The 20,129-nt window shown below is 59.2% G+C and carries 15 protein-coding genes; 8 read left to right on the top strand and 7 right to left on the bottom strand.

What is annotated here, in order from left to right; all coding sequences use genetic code 11:
• Positions 1–2: 2 nt before the first annotated feature.
• From lsrB to lsrA, 4 genes are read right to left on the bottom strand one after another with little or no spacing between them, the layout of a single operon-like run.
• Positions 3–1,004 carry an autoinducer 2 ABC transporter substrate-binding protein LsrB gene (lsrB, locus tag ACOT0L_RS16915; RefSeq protein WP_063146539.1) on the bottom strand — a complete coding sequence of 334 codons (1,002 nt, stop codon included), beginning with the start codon at positions 1,002–1,004 and terminating at the stop codon, positions 3–5.
• Between the two features lies 1 nt (position 1,005).
• Positions 1,006–1,983: an autoinducer 2 ABC transporter permease LsrD gene (gene lsrD, locus ACOT0L_RS16910; RefSeq protein ID WP_032626350.1), complete on the bottom strand. Its 978-nt coding sequence runs from the start codon at positions 1,981–1,983 to the stop codon at positions 1,006–1,008.
• Positions 1,984–3,015 carry an autoinducer 2 ABC transporter permease LsrC gene (gene lsrC, locus ACOT0L_RS16905; protein WP_126503832.1) on the bottom strand — a complete coding sequence of 344 codons (1,032 nt, stop codon included), beginning with the start codon at positions 3,013–3,015 and terminating at the stop codon, positions 1,984–1,986.
• A complete protein-coding gene (gene lsrA, locus ACOT0L_RS16900; protein ID WP_126503834.1) occupies positions 3,012–4,499 on the bottom strand; it encodes an autoinducer 2 ABC transporter ATP-binding protein LsrA in 1,488 nt (495 codons plus the stop codon). Before lsrA ends, lsrC begins: the two co-directional genes overlap by 4 nt.
• Before the next feature lie 215 nt (positions 4,500–4,714).
• Between lsrA and lsrR the strand changes: the two genes are divergently transcribed.
• The 3 genes from lsrR (at position 4,715) to ACOT0L_RS16885 (ending at position 9,525) form a co-directional block, all read left to right on the top strand.
• On the top strand, positions 4,715–5,686 hold the full coding sequence (lsrR, locus tag ACOT0L_RS16895; RefSeq protein ID WP_022649464.1) for a transcriptional regulator LsrR: 972 nt from the start codon (positions 4,715–4,717) through the stop codon (positions 5,684–5,686).
• 33 nt (positions 5,687–5,719) lie between these two features.
• Complete coding sequence (gene lsrK, locus ACOT0L_RS16890) at positions 5,720–7,306, top strand: autoinducer-2 kinase (protein WP_126503836.1); 1,587 nt, start codon at positions 5,720–5,722, stop codon at positions 7,304–7,306.
• A 197-nt stretch (positions 7,307–7,503) separates the two neighbouring features.
• A complete protein-coding gene (locus ACOT0L_RS16885) occupies positions 7,504–9,525 on the top strand; it encodes an NADPH-dependent 2,4-dienoyl-CoA reductase (protein ID WP_045308017.1) in 2,022 nt (673 codons plus the stop codon).
• Positions 9,526–9,657: 132 nt separating this feature from the next.
• On the opposite strand, the gene rlmG is transcribed toward ACOT0L_RS16885, so the two are convergent.
• Positions 9,658–10,794, bottom strand: coding sequence for a 23S rRNA (guanine(1835)-N(2))-methyltransferase RlmG (rlmG, locus tag ACOT0L_RS16880; protein WP_038416767.1), 1,137 nt, complete (start codon positions 10,792–10,794; stop codon positions 9,658–9,660).
• A gap of 83 nt (positions 10,795–10,877) precedes the next feature.
• On the opposite strand from rlmG, the gene ACOT0L_RS16875 reads away from it, so the two are divergent.
• From ACOT0L_RS16875 to sstT, 4 genes are all read left to right on the top strand, one after another.
• A complete protein-coding gene (locus ACOT0L_RS16875; RefSeq protein ID WP_045308019.1) occupies positions 10,878–11,381 on the top strand; it encodes a M48 family metallopeptidase in 504 nt (167 codons plus the stop codon).
• 70 nt (positions 11,382–11,451) lie between these two features.
• A complete protein-coding gene (locus ACOT0L_RS16870) occupies positions 11,452–12,450 on the top strand; it encodes a Gfo/Idh/MocA family protein (RefSeq protein ID WP_022649469.1) in 999 nt (332 codons plus the stop codon).
• A gap of 252 nt (positions 12,451–12,702) precedes the next feature.
• Positions 12,703–13,668, top strand: coding sequence for a TerC family protein (locus tag ACOT0L_RS16865; RefSeq protein ID WP_022649470.1), 966 nt, complete (start codon positions 12,703–12,705; stop codon positions 13,666–13,668).
• Positions 13,669–13,943: 275 nt separating this feature from the next.
• Positions 13,944–15,185, top strand: coding sequence for a serine/threonine transporter SstT (sstT, locus tag ACOT0L_RS16860; RefSeq protein ID WP_023298692.1), 1,242 nt, complete (start codon positions 13,944–13,946; stop codon positions 15,183–15,185).
• A gap of 139 nt (positions 15,186–15,324) precedes the next feature.
• Here sstT and ACOT0L_RS16855 read toward each other — a convergent pair whose 3' ends face one another.
• Positions 15,325–16,812 carry a UxaA family hydrolase gene (locus tag ACOT0L_RS16855; RefSeq protein ID WP_126503840.1) on the bottom strand — a complete coding sequence of 496 codons (1,488 nt, stop codon included), beginning with the start codon at positions 16,810–16,812 and terminating at the stop codon, positions 15,325–15,327.
• 17 nt (positions 16,813–16,829) lie between these two features.
• A complete protein-coding gene (uxaC, locus tag ACOT0L_RS16850; protein ID WP_126291444.1) occupies positions 16,830–18,242 on the bottom strand; it encodes a glucuronate isomerase in 1,413 nt (470 codons plus the stop codon).
• Between the two features lie 475 nt (positions 18,243–18,717).
• On the opposite strand from uxaC, the gene ACOT0L_RS16845 reads away from it, so the two are divergent.
• Positions 18,718–20,016, top strand: a complete 1,299-nt coding sequence (locus ACOT0L_RS16845) for an MFS transporter (protein ID WP_022649474.1) — start codon at positions 18,718–18,720, stop codon at positions 20,014–20,016.
• Positions 20,017–20,129 lie beyond the last annotated feature (113 nt).

Genomic DNA, 20,129 nt, shown 5'->3' with positions numbered 1-20,129 from the left:
CGTCAGAAATCGTATTTGCTGATGTTCTCTTTGGTGAACACCACCCGCTCCGGCAGCAGCACGATGCCGTTGCCCTTCGCCTCATACTGGTAGCCCTGCACGCTGTTCGGCTCGACCTTCAGCGTCCCGATATCTTTAACCTCCACGCTGTCGCCAGGGTTAAGATCGCCCTTTTTCAGCAAACGATCGGCGACATTGACCGCAATTTTGCCCTGCTGCACCACGTCCCACAGGCCGAAGGCTTTCACTGTGCCGCGCTCAACGTACGGACGCATCACGTTTGGCGTGCTGAAGCCGACAATCGCCACCCCTTCCCGCTTCAGGTTTTCCGCCGCCTGTGCCGCCGCCGGCAGGGCGTTGGCGTCCGGGGCGATGATCGCATCCAGATCCGGATAGGCTTTTAAGATCCCCTCGGCGGTTTGCAGGGATTTAGTGGCGTCGTTATAGCCAAACTGCGTGGTGACGACCTGCCACTGGGGATGGTCTTTCTCGATTTTGGCCTTCGCCTCTTTCACCCACTGGTTCTGGTCGGTGACGGTGGGGCTGGAGTAGAAGAACGCCACTTTCGCGTTCGGTTTGGTGACCTGCTTGCCTGCCATCTCCACCAGCAGGCCGCCCAGCTGTTCCGGCGTGCCCTGGTTGATGTAAATGCTGCGGCACTCCGGTTTGGTGTCGGAATCCCAGGTCAGGACCTTCACGCCGCGCTGCATCGCGCGCTTCAGCGCCGGGCAGAGACCGTCCGGCGACACGGCAGAGACGATGATGGCGTTATAGCCCTGGTTGACGAAGTTATTGATCAACTGCACCTGGCCGGAGACGCTCGGCTCGGTCGGGCCGTCGTAAGTCACGTCCACGCCAAGATCTTTCCCCGCCTCTTTCGCGCCGTTGCCGCCGCTGGTGAAGAATCCCACACCCACCAGTTTTGGGATAAAGGCAATGCGGTCCGCCGCCTGCGCCGAAGCGAAGCTGAGGGCCATTGCCAGGACGAGCAGTTTTGTTTTCATCTTACGCTCCGGATAGTTTTCTGAAGAGAGAACGCACCCATTCACGGTGCAGACTCAGCGAACGCCCCATCACCACCACAACCAGCAGCGCCCCTGACAGCGCGCTCGACACCTGGTTGGGGATACCAACCATCTGTAAACCCTGTTGCAGGTACCCCACCAGCAGCGCCGCCAGCGCCGTACCGACAACCGAACCTGAGCCGCCGTAGATATTCGCTCCGCCGAGCACGGCGGCGGTGAGCGCAGGCATCAGTAAATCGCGCCCCAGATCCGAACGCGCGGAGCCGAAATAGGAGACCATCACCAGCGCGGCAATCGCCGAGGCCACGCCCACCAGGCCGTACAGCGCATACGGCATACCGTTCACCGACAGCGCCGCATAGCGCGCCGCGCGCGGATTCTGGCCAATTAAAAACAGATGCCGACCAAAGCGCCCGCGATGGGTAATCAGCCAGAAGAAAGCGGTAATCACCGCGAACAGCACCAGCGGGATCGGCAGGCCCAACACCGTGAGGTTAGCGAACGCCGTGAAGCTGTCCGGAAAGCCGCCGATCCCCTCGTAGCCCGTCGCACCCGCTATGCCGGAGAGCAGCAGCGCCCCGCCGCCGTAGAGGTAGAGCGTGCCGAGGGTGATCACTAAAGGGCTGATGCCGGTGTAGTGAATCAGCGCCGCATTCACCAGTCCGCACAGCAGGCCGAGCAGCAGCGTCAGCGGGATGGCGACCGCCATCGGCCACCCTGCCTGCATCATCACCCCCAGCGCGATAGCGCACAGGCCGATGGTTGAGCCGAGGGAGATGTCGATCCCGCCGCTGATAATCACCAGCGTGAGCGGTAGCGCCACGATACCAATGCAGATAAAGTCGCTGGTGCTGAACAGCAGCATATTGATGTCGAGCATGCGCGGGTTGATGGCGCCGAAGAGCAGGATCTCCAGCACCAGTAAAATCAGCAGCGCGCTTTCCCAGTTAAGCCTCATTTACGCCACCTCTTTGTTGCGTTTGGGAAACGGGGTGACGTGCTTTCCCCCTCTGTTACCCGGCTGGAAACGGCTGTATTTCAGCGCCCGCTGATGCCGTGAGAGCGCCTGACGCAGCCGCCCGTCGAGCACCAGCACGCCCAGCAGCACCAGCCCGGCGATAAAGTCATTCCACCAGGCCGGCAGCCTGAACAGCACCAGCACGGTGTCGATTTGGGTGAGGAAGAACGCGCCGAGGAAGGCGCCGATCAGCGTGCCGGTGCCGCCCAGCAGCGAGATGCCGCCGAGCACGCAGGCGGCAATGGCCTTCATCTCCAGCCCGCTGCCGGTCTGGTTGGGCACAAAGCCAATCTGCGCGGCAAAGACGATCCCGGCGCAGGCCGCGAGCATGCCGTTGAGGGTAAAGGCGATCATGCGGGTGCGGTTCACCGCCAAGCCCAGCTGACGCGCGGCGGCGAGGTTATCCCCCACGGCGTAGAAATCACGGCCAAAGGCGGTGCGCGACAGTGTCCACGCGCCTGTGACCACGATTATCAACACCACAATGCCGAGCGGCGAAATGCCGACGGCGGCAGGCTCAGAGAGTGATTTTAGCCCCGGCGGCAGCCCTTCTATCCACTTCCCGCCGGTCCACAGGAGCATCGCCCCACGATACAGCCCCAGCGTGCCGAGGGTGGCGACAATCGCTGGAATGCGCAGCCCCACCACCAGAAAACCGTTGAACGCCCCCGCCAGCGCGCCAATCGACAGCGCGAAGAGAATGGAAACGGGCAGACTGTAGCCGCTGTTGAGCGCCACGCCGACGGCAATGGCGGACAGCCCGACGGTGGAGCCGACGGAGACGTCGATATTACGGGTCAGCATCACCAGCGCCGCGCCGATGGCCAGCAGGATCAGGATCTGCGAGCTGGCGAAGATCATCCCCAGCGTCTGTAAGCTCAGGTAGGACGGGTTCAGCGCCACCAGCACGGCGAACAGGGCCAGAATGGCGAGAAACGCGCTCAGCTCGCGGTTTTTCAGTAAGATCTTCATGATTGCCCTCCAAACGCCAGCGCCATCATCCGATCGAGGCTGACGGCCTGGCGCGGCAGTTCGCCGCTGAGCACGCCCTGATGCATTACCAGCACCCGATCCGCGAGGCCGGGAAATTCATCGAGATCGCTTGAGATCATCAGCACTGCCACGTTCTGCGCCGCCACGCTTTTCAGCAGCTGGTAGATATCGGCGCGCGCCGATACGTCCACGCCGCGCGTCGGTTCATCGACGATCAGCAGCAGCGGGTTGGCCTCAAGACAGCGCGCCAGCAGCACCTTCTGCTGATTACCACCGGAGAGCGTGCGCACGGTTTGATCCGCATGGTTGAACTTGATCCCCAGCGCCCGGTGGTAACGCTCCACCACCGCAGACTCCCGCTTTCGCTGCTGCCAGAGCGACGGCTCGTTCAGCGTCACGGTGTTCCAGCGGACAGGCGCGTCGAGAAACAGGCCGGACACCTGCCTGTCTTCCGGCAGATAAACCAGCCCTTTTTCCAGACGGGAACTGACCGGAACGGCGGTGATCTCCTGGTTCTCCAGCCACACCCGCCCGCCGCGTACCGGACGCAGGCCGTAAAGCGTTTCGGCAAACTCGGTACGCCCGGACCCCACCAGCCCGGCCAGACCGACAATCTCCCCGGCATAAATCTCAAGGCTGAGATCGATAAACCCTTCCCCGGTGAGATCCTCCACCCGCAGCACCGGGAAATCCTGCGCCTGGGTTCGGCGGTTGCCCGGCAGCGCCAGCCACAGCTTTTGCGTATCGCTTAGCGACTTTTCCCGGCTGACCGGCGTCATCGCGGCGATCAGGGCGTTATCGTCAAACTGCGCGGTTTCGCCGCTCAGCACCACCGCGCCGTCGCGCATCACCGAGACGTGGCTCGAAATCATGCGAATTTCCGGCAGCTTGTGCGAGATAAAAACAATGCCAACGCCGAGATCCTGCAGCGCGCGGATCTGGCGAAACAGGCGTTCGGTCTCGCCCGGCGTGAGCGATGCCGTGGGTTCGTCGAGGATCAGAATTCTGGCGTTGCGCATCAGCCCGCGCAGGATCTCCACCATCTGCTGATCCGCGACTTCCAGAGTGCTGGCAGCGGCATCAAGATTAAGCTGACATTGCAGCTGCTGGAGTTTCTCCGCCAGCCGCTTTTCCCGATCTCGTTCGCGCGGCAGACGAAACAGGATGTTTTCCCGCACCGTCAGGTTGGGGAAAAGCAGCGGCTCCTGTGGCACCAGATAAATGCCTAACCGGTGCGCCTGCGACGGGGTAAGCCGTGCAAAAGACTCGCCCGCAACCGAAAGCTCACCGCGATCCGGCGTTTCAACCCCGGCGATGATTTTCATCAACGTCGATTTTCCCGCGCCGTTACCGCCCATCAGCGCATGCACCTGCCCAGCAAGCAGCGTGAAATCAATGCCTTTTAACACAGGCACGCCAGAGAACTGTTTGCAGATGTCACGTGCCTCGAGAAGTGGTGTCATCATCGCTCCGCTATTGAACAAATGATTTTTAGATTTAATAATGTTCAAAAGCGTAGACGGTGAACTATATTTACAACCGTGCAGGGATCACAGTTTTATCGATTGAGATTCAGATAAACCGGAAAGGATCGAAAAGATCCGTTTTGTCGCGTGGCTCACATTTTCACGCCGCACCATCACGAACATATGATCTAAATTTTTATAAGAGTTCAACTATGAGCGATAAACGCACTGCGGAAGAAGGACGGTTTGCCGGGCTTGCGCTGGCGGAAGAGGAGCTGGTGGCGCGCGTGGCCTGGTGCTACTACCACGACGGGCTGACCCAGAACGACATCGGCGAGCGGCTCGGGCTGCCGCGCCTGAAGATCTCCCGCCTGCTGGAGAAAGGCCGTCAGTCCGGGGTGATCCGCGTGCAGATAAACTCCCGCTACGAGGGCTGCCTGGCGCTGGAAACCGAGTTGCAACAACGATTTGGCCTGAAGCTGGTGCGCGTGATGCCCGCCCTGAATACGCCGCCGATGAACGTGCGGTTAGGCATTGGCGCGGCCCAGTCGCTGATGGGCGTGCTGGAGCCCGGCCAGCTGTTAGCGGTGGGCTTCGGTGAAACCACCATGAGCAGCCTGCAACACCTGAGCGGCTTTATTAGCTCACAGCAGATCCGCCTGGTGACGCTCTCCGGCGGCGTGGGGCCGTATATGACCGGTATCGGCCAGCTGGATGCGGCCTGTAGCGTCAGCATGATCCCTGCCCCGCTTCGCGTGTCATCCGCTGAAGTCGCCGGGATCTTAAAGCGCGAAACCAGCGTGCGGGACGTGATCCTCGCCGCCACCGCGGCTGACGTGGCGGTGGTCGGGATTGGCTCGGTAAACCAGCGCCGTGACGCGACGATACTGCGCTCCGGCTATATCAGCGAAGGTGAACAGCTAATGTACGCCCGTAAAGGCGCGGTGGGCGATATCCTTGGCTATTTCCTCAATGCCGAAGGGGAATGCGTCGAGGAGCTGGAGATCCACAAAGAACTACTGGGCGTCACGCTCGATGAACTGGCACAGCTGCCCACCATCGTAGGCGTGGCCGGGGGGGAAGAGAAAGCCGATGCGATTTATGCCGCACTGAAGGGCCGCCGTATTAATGGCCTGGTGACGGAAGAGACGACAGCCCGCGCGGTGCTGGCTCTGGCCATTTAAGAGCCCTCCCTGCGCTAACAATGAGGCATGCTCATGAGTTACCTTTTAGCGTTAGATGCAGGGACAGGCAGCGTTCGCGCCGTTGTTTTCGATTTGCAGGGCAACCAGATTGCCGTTGGCCAGGCCGAGTGGAAACACCTGAGCGTCGAGAACGTGCCGGGCTCGATGGAGTTCGACCTCGACACCAACTGGCAACTGGCCTGCCGGTGTATTCATCAGGCGCTGGAGCGCGCGCGCCTGAGCGCGGCGGATATTCAGTCCGTCGCCTGCTGTTCGATGCGCGAAGGGATTGTGCTGTACGACCGCAACGGCGAGGCTATCTGGGCCTGCGCCAACGTCGACGCCCGCGCCAGCCGCGAGGTAGCTGAACTCAAAGAGATCCACGACTACCGGTTTGAATCCGAAGTGTATGACGTTTCCGGCCAGACGCTTGCCCTCAGCGCCATGCCGCGCCTGCTGTGGCTGGCGCACCATCGTCCGGATATTTATCGTAAAGCCGCCACCATCACCATGATCAGCGACTGGCTGGCGGCGAAGCTCTCCGGCGAGCTGGCGGTGGACCCGTCCAATGCGGGCACGACGGGCATGCTGGATCTCTTCTCCCGCGACTGGCGTCCCGCGCTGCTCGACATGGCCGGGCTGCGCGCCGATATCCTCTCCCCGGTAAAAGAGACCGGCACCGTGCTGGGGGCCATCACCAAAGCAGCCGCACAACAGAGCGGCCTGCGCGAGGGCACCCCGGTGGTGATGGGCGGCGGCGACGTGCAGCTGGGCTGTCTGGGGCTGGGCGTGGTGCGCGCCGGACAAACGGCGGTGCTGGGCGGCACCTTCTGGCAACAGGTGGTGAACCTGCCGCAGGTGCGCACCGACCCTGAGATGAACATCCGCGTAAACCCGCACGTTATCCCCGGCATGGCGCAGGCAGAGTCGATCAGCTTCTTTACCGGGCTGACCATGCGCTGGTTCCGCGACGCCTTCTGCGCCGAAGAGAAGCTGATTGCCGAACGCATGGGAATGGACCCCTACTCCCTGCTCGAAGAGATGGCGAGCCGCGTCCCGCCGGGCTCCCACGGGGTGATGCCGATCTTCTCCGACGCGATGCATTTCAAACAGTGGTACCACGCCGCGCCGTCGTTTATTAACCTCTCCATTGACCCGGAAAAGTGCAACAAAGCGACGCTGTTCCGCGCGCTGGAAGAGAACGCGGCGATCGTCTCGGCCTGCAACCTGGCGCAGATTTCGCGCTTCTCCGGCGTGACGTTTGAGAGCCTGGTGTTTGCGGGCGGCGGCGCAAAGGGCGCCCTGTGGAGCCAGATTTTAAGCGACGTCACCGGCCTGCCGGTGCGCGTGCCAGAAGTCAAAGAGGCAACGGCGCTCGGCTGCGCCATTGCCGCAGGAGCTGGCGCGGGGCTGTTCGCGGATATGGCCTCGACGGGCGAGCGGCTGGTGAAATGGAGCCGCGAGTTCACGCCAAACCCGGCGCACCGCGAGCTGTACGACGGCATGATGCAGAAATGGCAGGCGGTGTACGCCGACCAGCTCGGGCTGGTGGACAGCGGGCTGACAACCTCGATGTGGCAGGCGCCGGGCCTGATGCGCGACACACGCCCCTCACACTAACCCTCTCCCCAGAGGGGAGAGGGGACTGCTCCGTGCGGCCTTTCACCCTCTCCCCTCTGGGGAGAGGGCCGGGGTGAGGGGTGAAGTTCTTTGAGATCTATCACAATCATTCGATCCCGCTTTTACCTTTCTGCCGCCGCTGGCTAAATTAGTAACTCATCCGACCACATAACAATAATTTTACACTGGAAGAGACTATGAGCCGCTACCCGTCGTTATTCGCCCCTCTCGATCTGGGGTTCACTACCCTCAAAAACCGCGTGTTAATGGGCTCAATGCACACCGGGCTGGAGGAGCGTCCGGACGGGGCTGAACGTCTGGCAGCCTTCTATGCCGAGCGCGCGCGCCACGGGGTGGCGCTGATTGTCACTGGCGGCGTAGCCCCTGCCCCTTCCGGGGTGACGATGGAGGGCGGCGCGGTGTTGAACGATGCGACACAGCTGCCGCACCACCGCATGGTGACCGACGCGGTTCACAACGAGGGCGGCAAAATCGCCCTGCAAATTCTGCATACCGGGCGCTACAGCTATCAGCCGAACCTGGTTGCCCCCTCTGCTATTCAGGCACCGATTAACCGCTTTACTCCCCATGCCCTCAGCCATGACGAGATCCTGGCGCTGATAGATGACTTTGCTCGCTGCGCCGCGCTGGCGCGGGAAGCGGGCTATGACGGCGTGGAGGTGATGGGCTCCGAGGGCTATCTGATCAACGAATTCCTCGCCGCACGCACCAACCAGCGCGACGACGAATGGGGTGGTGACTATGCCCGCCGCATGCGTTTTGCCGTGGAGGTGGTGCGCGCGGTGCGTGAACGTGCCGGTGCGGATTTTATTATCATCTTCCGCCTGTCGATGCTCGACCTGGTGGAAGGCGGCGGCACCTTCGACGAAACCGTACAGCTGGCGCAGGCGATTGAAGCCGCCGGTGCCACCATTATCAACACCGGGATTGGCTGGCACGAAGCGCGCATCCCCACCATCGCCACGCCGGTGCCGCGTGCGGCGTTCAGCTGGGTAACGCGCAAGCTGAAAGGCAAAGTCTCCGTTCCGCTGGTGACCACTAACCGCATTAACGATCCGCAGGTGGCGGACGATGTGATCTCCCGCGGCGACGCCGATATGGTGTCGATGGCGCGTCCGTTCCTCGCGGATGCCGAACTGCTCTCCAAAGCGCAAAGCGGCCGTGCGGATGAGATCAACACCTGTATCGGCTGTAACCAGGCGTGTCTGGATCAGATCTTCGTCGGCAAGGTCACCTCCTGCCTGGTGAATCCCCGCGCCTGCCATGAAACCAAAATGCCGATCGTTCCTGCGACCAACAAGAAGCGTCTGGCCGTGGTGGGCGCAGGACCCGCTGGCCTGGCGTTTGCGGTCAATGCCGCCTCGCGTGGGCACAGCGTGACGCTGTTTGATGCGCTGGCGGAAATCGGCGGGCAGTTTACTATCGCCAGACAGATCCCCGGCAAAGAGGAGTTCTATGAAACGCTGCGCTATTACCGCCGGATGATCGAGGTGACGGGCGTCGATCTGCGGCTCAATCAGGTTGTCAGCGCGGCGGATCTGATCGGTTTCGACGAGGTGATCCTCGCGAGTGGGATCGCCCCGCGCACCCCTGCGATCGAAGGCATCGATCATCCGAAGGTATTGAGCTATCTGGACGTGCTGCGCGACAAAGCGCCGGTTGGCGAGAAGGTGGCGATCATCGGCTGCGGCGGGATCGGTTTTGATACCGCGATGTATTTAAGCCAGCCGGGCGAAGCCACCAGCCAGAACATCGCTGAGTTCTGCGTAGAATGGGGCATTGATACCAGTCTCAGTCAGTCCGGCGGTTTACGCCCGGAAGGTCCGCAGCTGCCGAAAAGCCCGCGTCAGATCGTGATGCTCCAGCGTAAAGCCAGCAAGCCGGGTGAAGGGCTGGGGAAAACCACAGGCTGGATCCACCGCGCCACCCTGCTCTCGCGCGGGGTGAAGATGATCCCGGGGGCGAGCTACCAGAAGATCGACGACGACGGGCTACACGTTCTGATCGGCGGTGAGCCGCAGCTGCTGGACGTGGATCATGTGATTTTGTGCGCCGGGCAGGAGCCGAAGCGCGATCTGGCCGATCCGCTGCGTGAGGCAGGGAAAACGGTACATTTGATTGGCGGGTGCGACGTGGCGATGGAACTGGATGCGCGGCGGGCGATTGCGCAGGGGACAAAACTGGCGCTGAGTATTTAACGGCATCGCCCGGTGGCGCTTCGCTTACCGGGCCTACGGGTCCGAGGCCATTGTAGGCCCGGTAAGCGAAGCGCCACCGGGCATTTGAAACCGTAGGCCTGTACAAGCGAAGCGCCGCCAGGCAAAGCGATCTTATCGACGACGCCCCAGCTTCACCGACTTCAGCACCACAAACTTGTTGTTTGTCGCAATGGTGACGCAGTTACCGAAAATCTTCTTCAGCTTGTGGAAGTAGTCCAGATGGCGGTTCGCCACGATGTACAGCTCGCCGTTGATTTTCAGGCAGCGGCGCGCGTGGTGGAACATCTCCCACGCGACGTTATCCGTCAGGGCGTGCTTCTGGTGGAACGGAGGATTGCAAAACACCGCGTTGAAGCGGAAAGGCTCTACGCCGGACAGTGCGTTATTGATCATAAACTCGCAGCGATCCAGCGCCTCCGGCAGATTGGTTTGCACGTTCAGACGGCTTGAAGCCACCGCCATTGGCGATTCGTCGCTGAACACCACGCTGGCCTCCGGGTTCTTCGCCAGCAGCGTCAGGCCAATCACGCCGTTACCGCAGCCGAGATCGACAATCTCCCCTTCCAGGTTTTCCGGCAGATGTTCCATAAAGAAGCGTGCGCCGATATCCAGACCGGTACGGGAGAAGACGTTCGCGTGGTTGTGGATGGTCCAGTCGGTGCCTTCCAGCTTCCAGCTCAGCGTCTCCGGCGCGTCGGCCAGCGCCGGTGCGCTGAAGGTACAGTTGATCAGGCGCGCTTTTTTCCAGGCAAGCGTCGTAGTGGTCGGGCCGAGCACTTTCTCGAACAGTTCCAGCGTCGAAGTGTGAATATCACGCGCCTTGGCGCCCGCGATGATGCGCGTTTCTGGCGTCACGACTTTACGCAGCGCGCGCAGTTGCTGCTCCAGCAGCGCCATGGTTTTGGGCACTTTAATCAGCACCACCCCTGGCGCCTGCGGGTAGCCCGCGGTGCTGTCGAGGAACTTCACGCTGGATTCGTCGATATCGTTGTGGCGCAGGTTTTCACGCGTCGCCAGCTCGCTTAAGTAAGAATCGCCGATACTGTAAGGCGCATGTTCCGCCAGCGCACAGCCCAGCGCGCCAAACGCGTCATTCAGGATCAGAACCGGGCCGCGGATTTCAGTCTCATCCAACTGCTGCAGCAGATATTCATCCGCCGCTTCCCACGCCTGAAGCGGGTTCACGTCGTCCGTTTCCGGGAAACGTTTAAGGTTGAGTGAACGGAAACCGTTGTCTAAGTGGCTCATCGGCCCTCCTGAATGGTAAAATTTGGCGTATCCCTGAAAAGGGTGCGTGAGTATACCCGTTTTCACACTATTTTGGGGTTTTGATGAACCAGCTGACTTATCTCCAGGGCTATCCGGAGCATTTACTAACCCAGGTTCGCGACCTGATCGCCGGGGGAAAGCTCGGCGCGGTGCTGGAAAAACGCTACCCGGGCACGCATGATTTCGCGACTGACAAAGCCCTCTGGCAGTATACGCAGGATCTGAAAAGCCAGTATCTGAAGAGCGCCCCGCCGATCAACAAGGTGATGTACGACAACAAGATCCACGTGCTGAAAAACGCGCTCGGCCTGCATACCGCCATCTCCCGCGTGCAGGGCGGCAAGCTGAAGGCTAAGGCGGAGATCCGCGTCGCGACCGTCTTTCGCAATGCGCCGGAAGCCTTTCTGCGGATGATCGTGGTGCACGAGCTGGCGCACCTGAAAGAGAAAGATCACGACAAAGCGTTCTATTCCCTGTGCTGCCATATGGAGCCGCAGTACCACCAGCTGGAGTTTGATACCCGTTTGTGGCTGACGCATTTATCGTTAAAGAGTAATGCGCAGTAGCGCACGCGAAATGTCATGAGGACGTGCTACAGTGGCTTTAGGTTCCCTGCTACGGAGTACGTAAACGTTTATGATACGTTTCGCAGTCATCGGTACGAACTGGATCACGCGCCAGTTCGTCGACGCCGCCCACGAAACCGGCAAATATAAGCTCACCGCAGTCTATTCCCGCAGCCTTGAGCAGGCGCAAAGTTTTGCGAATGACTACCTGGTTGAACATCTGTTCACCTCGCTCGATGAGATGGCGCAAAGCGACGCCATTGATGCGGTCTATATCGCCAGCCCGAATGCTCTGCACTTCCCGCAAACGAAGCTGTTCCTCAGCCATAAAAAGCATGTGATCTGCGAGAAGCCGCTGGCGTCGAATATCCACGAAGTGGAAGCCGCCATTGCGCTTGCCCGCGAAAACCAGGTGGTGCTGTTTGAAGCGTTCAAAACCGCCAGCCTGCCCAACTTCCTGCTGTTGCAGCAGTCCCTGCCGAAAATTGGCAAAGTGCGTAAAGCCTTTATCAACTACTGCCAGTATTCCTCGCGCTACCAGCGCTATCTGGACGGCGAAAACCCGAACACCTTTAACCCGGCCTTCTCGAATGGCTCGATTATGGATATCGGTTTTTACTGCCTGGCCTCTGCGGTTGCGCTGTGGGGGGAACCACACGGAGTGACGGCCACCGCCAGCCTGCTGGAGAGCGGCGTGGATGCACACGGCGTTGTGGTGCTGGACTACGGCGATTTCAGCGTGACGTTGCAGCACTCGAAGGTCAGCGACTCCGTGCTGCCAAGCGAAATTCAGGGCGAAGACGGCTCGCTGGTGATCGAAAAAATCTCCGAATGCCAGAAGCTCAGCATCGTTCCGCGCGGCGGAAAAGCGCAGGAGCTGACGCAGCCTCAGCATATTAACACTATGCTTTATGAGGCAGAGGTCTTCGCCCGTCTGGTAGAAGACAACGAAGTGAACCACCCGGGACTGGCGATCAGCCGCACCACGGCGAAGCTGCAAACGGAGATCCGCCGACAGACCGGTGTAATCTTCCCCGCAGACGGCGTGAATGTGGAAGCCGTCGCGTAAAGCTGTGTAATGAAATCGCGCAGACCATTGACGAAATCGATGGTCTGACATAATTTGTTACCTGCAAAGGGGAGTAACTTCTTCGCCGGTGGATCGTCATTACGATGCGTGCAAAACCGCATCCGGTCGCCGGGCAACCTTCGTGGTTGTAAGTGAGACCTTGCCGGAAGGCGAGGTCTATGCATAAAAAGCTAACGGCTATCGTCTTCTGACCATAGCCGTTTTTGTTTTTTTATGTGTAAGGAAAATAGTATGCATTCTGTCGGCACTCCAATGCTGTGGGGCGGATTCGCGGTTGTCGTGCTCATCATGCTGGCGATCGACCTCTTTTTGCAGGGTCGTCGCGGCGAACACGGCATGAGCGTTAAGCAAGCCGCCGTCTGGTCGCTGGTATGGGTTACCCTCTCACTTCTTTTCTGCGCCGCCTTCTGGTGGTATCTGGCCTCAACCGAAGGTCGCGCGGTGGCCGATCCTCAGGCACTCGCCTTCCTCACCGGCTATCTGATTGAAAAAGCGCTGGCGGTTGATAACGTCTTCGTCTGGCTGATGCTGTTCAGTTACTTCGCCGTGCCTGCGGCCCTGCAACGCCGCGTGCTGGTATACGGCGTGCTGGGCGCCATCATTTTGCGTACCATCATGATCTTCGCCGGTAGCTGGCTGATTACCCAGTTCGAATGGCTGCTGTACGTGTTTGGTGCGTTCCTGCTGTTCACCGGGGTCAAAATGGCGCTGGCGAAAGAAGACGATACCGGTATCGGTGATAAGCCGCTGGTGAAGTGGATCCGGGGTCATCTGCGCATGACGGACAAGATCGAGAGCGAGCATTTCTTCGTGCGTAAGAACGGCCTGCTGTTCGCCACCCCGCTGCTGCTGGTGCTGATTCTGGTCGAGCTGAGCGACGTGATTTTCGCCGTGGACAGTATCCCGGCTATCTTCGCGGTCACTACCGACCCGTTCATCGTCCTGACCTCGAACCTGTTCGCCATCCTCGGCCTGCGTGCGATGTACTTCCTGCTGGCGGGCGCGGCAGAGCGCTTCTCAATGCTGAAGTACGGTCTGTCGGTGATTCTGGTCTTTATCGGTATCAAGATGCTGATTGTTGATTTCTACCATATCCCGATCGCCATTTCGCTCGGCGTGGTGTTTGGCATTCTGCTGGTGACGCTGATTATCAATACCTGGGTTAACCGCCAGCACGATAAGAAGCAGCAGGCTTAGTGCAACGTTCGGTGCGGGCTGATGCCCTCACCCCAACCCTCTCCCACAGGGAGAGGGGGAAATGCAATGCAGGCCGGGTAAGCGCAGCGCCCCCCGGCACTTTCGTTAACCAATAGTTAAAAAACATGACGCAACACGTAAAATCCAGCATTTTACGCTTCCGCCTTTCGCTGCTTTCCCTGATACTCAACCAGGCAAACAAATACTTACATCCGGATACAAATGTGACTTAGAGCACATCCAGGATGGAACGCAATTTCACTCAGGAATAACGTATGAGCACACAATCTAAGGGCCTGCTTGCGCGCCTGGCGCAGGGCAGTCTTGTAAAACAAATTCTGGTCGGGTTGGTACTGGGTATTCTGCTGGCGATGGTGTCAAAACCTGCGGCGGAAGCGACGGGACTGCTCGGCACCCTTTTCGTTGGCGCACTGAAGGCCGTCGCCCCGGTACTGGTGCTGATGCTGGTGATGGCGTCGATTGCCAACCACCAGCACGGACAAAAAACCAACATTCGCCCTATTCTGTTCCTGTATCTGCTGGGAACCTTCTCTGCTGCCTTAACGGCCGTTGTGTTTAGCTTCCTGTTCCCATCCACGCTGCACCTGACCAGCGCGGCCGGTGATATCACCCCGCCGTCCGGGATTGTGGAAGTCCTTCGCGGCCTGCTGATGAGCATGGTCTCTAACCCCATCACCGCACTGATGAACGGAAACTACATTGGCATCCTGGTCTGGGCGATTGGTCTGGGCTTCGCGCTGCGTCATGGCAACGAGACCACGAAAAACCTGGTTAACGATTTGTCCAATGCAGTGACCTTCATGGTGAAGCTGGTGATTCGCTTTGCACCGGTCGGTATCTTTGGTCTGGTTTCTTCGACGCTGGCCACCACCGGTTTCGACGCACTGTGGGGCTACGCGCAGCTGCTGGTCGTCCTGGTCGGCTGTATGCTGCTGGTGGCGCTGGTGATCAACCCGCTGCTGGTGTTCTGGCAGATCCGCCGCAACCCGTATCCGCTGGTGCTGACCTGCCTGCGCGAGAGCGGCGTGTATGCCTTCTTCACCCGCAGCTCAGCGGCGAACATACCGGTGAACATGGCGCTGGCGGAGAAGCTGAACCTGGACCGCGATACCTATTCGGTGTCGATTCCCCTGGGTGCAACCGTGAACATGGCCGGTGCGGCGATTACCATCACCGTGCTGACGCTGGCGGCGGTGCATACGCTGGGTATTCCGGTAGATCTGCCAACCGCGCTGCTGCTGAGCGTCGTTGCATCACTGTGTGCCTGTGGCGCATCCGGCGTGGCGGGCGGCTCTCTGCTGCTGATCCCGCTGGCCTGTAACATGTTCGGTATTCCGAACGAGATTGCCATGCAGGTTGTCGCGGTCGGTTTCATTATCGGCGTATTGCAGGATTCCTGCGAAACCGCGCTGAACTCCTCTACCGACGTGCTGTTTACCGCCGCAGCCTGTCAGGCGGAAGATGCGCGTTTAGCGAAGAACGCCCTGCGCAGTTAAAAAGAAAAGCCCGGTGGCGGCTACGCCTTACCGGGCCTACAAGGTAAATGCAAAACGGCAACATGTGTTGCCGTTTTTAGTGTTTGCACCCTCTCCCTGTGGGAGAGGGCCGGGGTGAGGGCACCAGCCCGCACCCGACTTATAGCGTCACACCACTCTTAAAGATCGCCAGCTCGCGGAAGTCGTTCTTCTCGTTGCAGGTCTGCCTGCCGCTGGCAAATTCCACAATCGTGTCCACGAATTCGCTCAGCAGCTGCGGCATCGCTTTGCCGTGGATCAGCTGGCCCGCGTCAAAGTCGATCCAGTGCTTTTTCTTCGCCGCCAGTTCGCTGTTAGTGGCGATTTTCACCGTCGGCACAAACCCGCCGTACGGCGTACCGCGACCGGTACTGAACAGCACCATATGACAGCCCGCTCCCGCCAGCGCGCTGGTGGCGACCGCATCGTTGCCCGGTGCGCTGAGCAGGTTCAGGCCGTGCGTTTTCAGACGCTCACCATAGCGCAGCACGTCCACCACCTGGCTGGCGCCCGCTTTTTGGGTGCAGCCCAGGGATTTCTCTTCAAGCGTGGTGATCCCGCCCGCCTTGTTCCCCGGCGACGGGTTCTCGTATATCGGCTGGTTATGGGCGATGAAGTACTGTTTGAAGTCGTTGACCATGGTGACGGTCTTCTCAAAGGTCTCTTCGTCGCGGCAGTGGCTCATCAGAATGCGCTCTGCGCCGAACATCTCCGGCACTTCGGTCAGCACCGTAGTGCCGCCGTTGGCAATCACGTAATCCGAGAAGCGACCCAGCATTGGGTTAGCGGTAATGCCGGAAAGGCCATCAGATCCGCCGCACTCCAGGCCAAACTTCAGTTCGCTCAGCGTGCCCGGCTCGCGCTTGTCGTGACGCATCACCTCGTACAGCTGATGCAGCTGTTCAACGCCCGCTTCCACTTCGTCGTCCTGGTGCTGACACACCATAAAGTGCACGCGCTCAGGGTCAAATTCGCCCAGCGTGTCGCGGAAGGCGTCGACCTGATTGTTCTCGCAGCCGAGGCCGATCACCAGCACCGCGCCCGCGTTCGGGTGGCGCACCATGTTTTGCAGCATGGTACGGGTATTGATGTGGTCGTCACCCAGCTGGGAGCATCCATAGGTGTGACTGAACAGATGCACACCGTCGGTGCCTTCAGCATCATTAGTCTCTTTCAGGAAACGCGTCTGAATTTGACGCGCGATCCCGTTCACGCAGCCGACAGTCGGGAGGATCCACAGCTCATTGCGGATCCCCACCTCGCCGCTGGCGCGGCGGTAGATCTGTACCTCACGATCGGCCGCCTGTCCTTCTTCTGGCTGGAAGTCAGGTTGATAGCTGTACTCGTCCAGATCGCTGAGATTGGTGCGGGTATTGTGGGAATGAATGTATTCACCCGGCGCAATATCCGCCAGCGCATGACCGATGGGCAAACCGTACTTCACCACGTTCTCCCCTTTCGCAATGGGGATCAGGGCAAACTTATGTCCACGTCCAATGGCCTGGCGTAACGTCACCGACTGGTTGTCGAAGGTCACTTCCGTCCCTTCGGCTAAACCGGCCAGCGCGACGGCAACGTTATCCAGCGAATGGATTTTGATGTATTGCATATCAACCTCAAACGGCCTTAGTTCAGTTCAATGGCGAAGTAGTCACGCGCATTGTTAAAGCAGATGTTTCTCACCATTTCGCCCAGCAGCTGGATATCCGCTGGCGCTTCACCCGCGTGCACCCAGCGGCCAATCATCTGGCACAGAATGCGGCGGAAATATTCATGGCGGGTATAGGAGAGGAAACTGCGGCTGTCGGTCAGCATGCCAACGAAGCGGCTCAACAGGCCGAGCTGCGCCAGCTGCGTCATCTGACGCTCCATGCCGTCTTTTTGATCGTTAAACCACCAGCCGGAACCGAACTGCATCTTGCCCGGCATCCCTTCGCCCTGGAAGTTGCCGATCATGGTGCCCAGTACTTCGTTATCGCGTGGGTTCAGGCAGTAAAGGATGGTTTTTGGCAGCAGGTTTTGCTCGTTCTGTTTGCTCAGCAGTTTTGACAGCTCTTCCGCCAGAGGGCGGTCGTTGATGGAGTCGAAGCCCACGTCCGCGCCCAGCAGTTTAAACTGACGCTGGTTGTTATTACGCAGCGCGCCGATATGGTACTGCTGAACCCAGCCGCGACGGGCATATTCCGCACCGAGGAACACCAGCACCGCGGTTTTAAACTGGGCGACTTCACGCTCGCTCAGGGCTTCGCCGGAGAGACGACGCGCCAGGATGCTGTCCAGCTCGGCTTCGCTGGAATCCGCGAACAGCACCACGTCCAGCGCGTGGTCAGACACTTTACAGCCGTGTGCGGCAAAGTGATCCAGACGTTTGGTCAGCGCGGATTGCAGATCGGCGAAACGACGGATATCGGTATCCGATACTTCAGCCAGCTTCGTCATGTAGTCATTAAAGGTCGGCAGCTCAATGTTGAAGGCTTTATCCGGACGCCAGCTTGGCAGCACTTTGATGTCAAAGGTGCTGTCCTTCGCGACAACCGCGTGGTGCTCCAGGGAGTCGATCGGATCGTCGGTTGTGCCCACCATCTTCACGTTCATCTGCTGCATGATGCCGCGCGCCGAGAAGCTATCCTGCGCCAGCAGTTCGTTGCACTGATCCCAGATCTCATCCGCCGTGGCGGGAGAGAGCAGCTTGCCGGTGATACCAAAAGGACGACGCAGTTCGAGGTGCGTCCAGTGGTATAACGGGTTACCGATGGTGTGGGGAACGGTAGCGGCCCAGGCGTCAAACTTCTCGCGATCGGTCGCGTCGCCGGTACACAGGCGCTCGGCCACGCCGTTGGTGCGCATCGCGCGCCATTTATAATGGTCACCCTTCAGCCAGATATCATACAGGTTTTTGAAACGGTAATTTTCGGCAACCTGTTGCGGCGGTAAATGGCAGTGGTAGTCGAAAATCGGCTGATCTTTTGCGTAGTCGTGGTACAGGCGGCGAGCAAATTCGGTATCTAACAGGAAATCTTCGGTCATAAACGGTGTCATTATCGTCTTCCTCATTACGGGAGCGTCAGAAAGCTTATGTTCAGATGCCGCAAAGTTATCACACCAATTTCCAGAGTCCGACGTTTTTTTCGTGAGTTAGATCAATAAACGTCGACAAATAAATTACCCTCAAAGGGGTAAACCTTCTTGCAGGCCGCGCCAGATCTGGCTTTGCGCACGCCTCATAATATCCCTACAAAGATTCACTCTTTTGTGATGTCACTCACCTTTTAAAGTTGTATGACAAGTTATCTTTTCGCCGTCGCAAACTATAAGCCGACGGAATGCATTACCGGTGTTTGTTACATCGGATTTAACGGTACGGAAGCCGACTTAGCACGATGACTTATGGCAAGGTTCGGGCCGTTCCGGGACAGGTTCCCGGTTACGCCCCTCCCGTTACAGAACAGCTCCCGGCAACGGTTGAGTTGTTGCCGTGTCCCGACACGGAAATAACATAACGATGAGGTTTTACATGCGTAAAATTAAAGGGTTACGTTGGTACATGATCGCACTGGTGACGCTCGGCACCGTGCTGGGCTACCTGACACGTAACACCGTGGCAGCAGCGGCGCCAACGTTGATGGAAGAGTTACATATCTCCACACAACAATACTCTTACATCATTGCGGCGTATTCTGCCGCTTACACCGTAATGCAGCCTGTTGCAGGTTATGTTCTTGATATTCTGGGTACAAAAATTGGTTATGCCTTCTTCGCTGTAGCATGGGCCGTCTTCTGCGGGGCGACGGCGCTGGCTGGCAGCTGGGGCGGGCTGGCGCTGGCACGTGGTGCGGTAGGTGCTGCCGAAGCGGCGATGATCCCTGCGGGTCTGAAAGCCAGCTCTGAATGGTTCCCGGCAAAAGAACGTTCAATCGCTGTCGGTTACTTCAACGTGGGTTCCTCCATCGGGGCGATGATCGCTCCGCCACTGGTGGTGTGGGCGATTGTGATGCACAGCTGGCAAATGGCGTTCATCATCTCCGGTGTGCTGAGTTTTGCCTGGGCCATGGCGTGGCTGATCTTCTATAAACACCCGCGCGATCAGAAAAAGCTGTCTACCGAAGAACGTGACTACATTATCAATGGTCAGGAATCTCATCATCAGACCGACAACGGCAAGAAAATGTCCGTCTGGCAGATCCTGGGTACCCGTCAGTTCTGGGGTATCGCCCTGCCACGCTTCCTGGCGGAACCGGCCTGGGGTACGTTCAACGCCTGGATCCCGCTGTTCATGTTCAAAGTCTACGGCTTTAACCTGAAAGAGATCGCGATGTTCGCCTGGATGCCAATGCTGTTTGCAGACCTGGGCTGTATCGTCGGCGGCTACCTGCCACCGCTGTTCCAGCGCTGGTTTGGCGTGAACCTGATTGTGTCCCGTAAGATGGTGGTCACCATGGGCGCCCTGCTGATGATTGGCCCTGGCATGATTGGCCTGTTCACCAGTCCTTACGTGGCTATCGCCCTGCTGTGTATCGGGGGCTTTGCTCACCAGTCTCTGTCTGGCGCGCTGATTACGCTCTCGTCCGACGTGTTTGGTCGTAACGAAGTTGCCACCGCCAACGGTCTGACCGGGATGGCCGCCTGGACCGCAAGTACCCTGTTCGCCCTCGTGGTCGGCGCGCTGGCAGACACCATCGGCTTCAGCCCGCTGTTCGCGGTACTGGCCATCTTCGACCTGCTGGGCGCGGTGGTTATCTGGACGGTGCTGAAGAGTAAATCCGCCGAGGAACTGGCGAAAGAGTCCCTTGGGGGACCGGCGACGCAGAGTTAGCTTGTTGTGCCGGGTGGCGGCTCCGCCTTACCCGGCCTACAACACCCGATAAAACCGTAGGCCGGGTAAGCGTAGTGTATGACCGGATACATAGGTAACAGATCAGACCGGGA

Source organism: Enterobacter cloacae complex sp. XAL002, from assembly GCF_049236805.1.
Classification (GTDB): Bacteria; Pseudomonadota; Gammaproteobacteria; order Enterobacterales; family Enterobacteriaceae; genus Enterobacter; species Enterobacter intestinihominis.
Note: the sequence above shows the minus strand (reverse complement) of the source record. Positions and strands in the feature narration are given on the sequence as shown.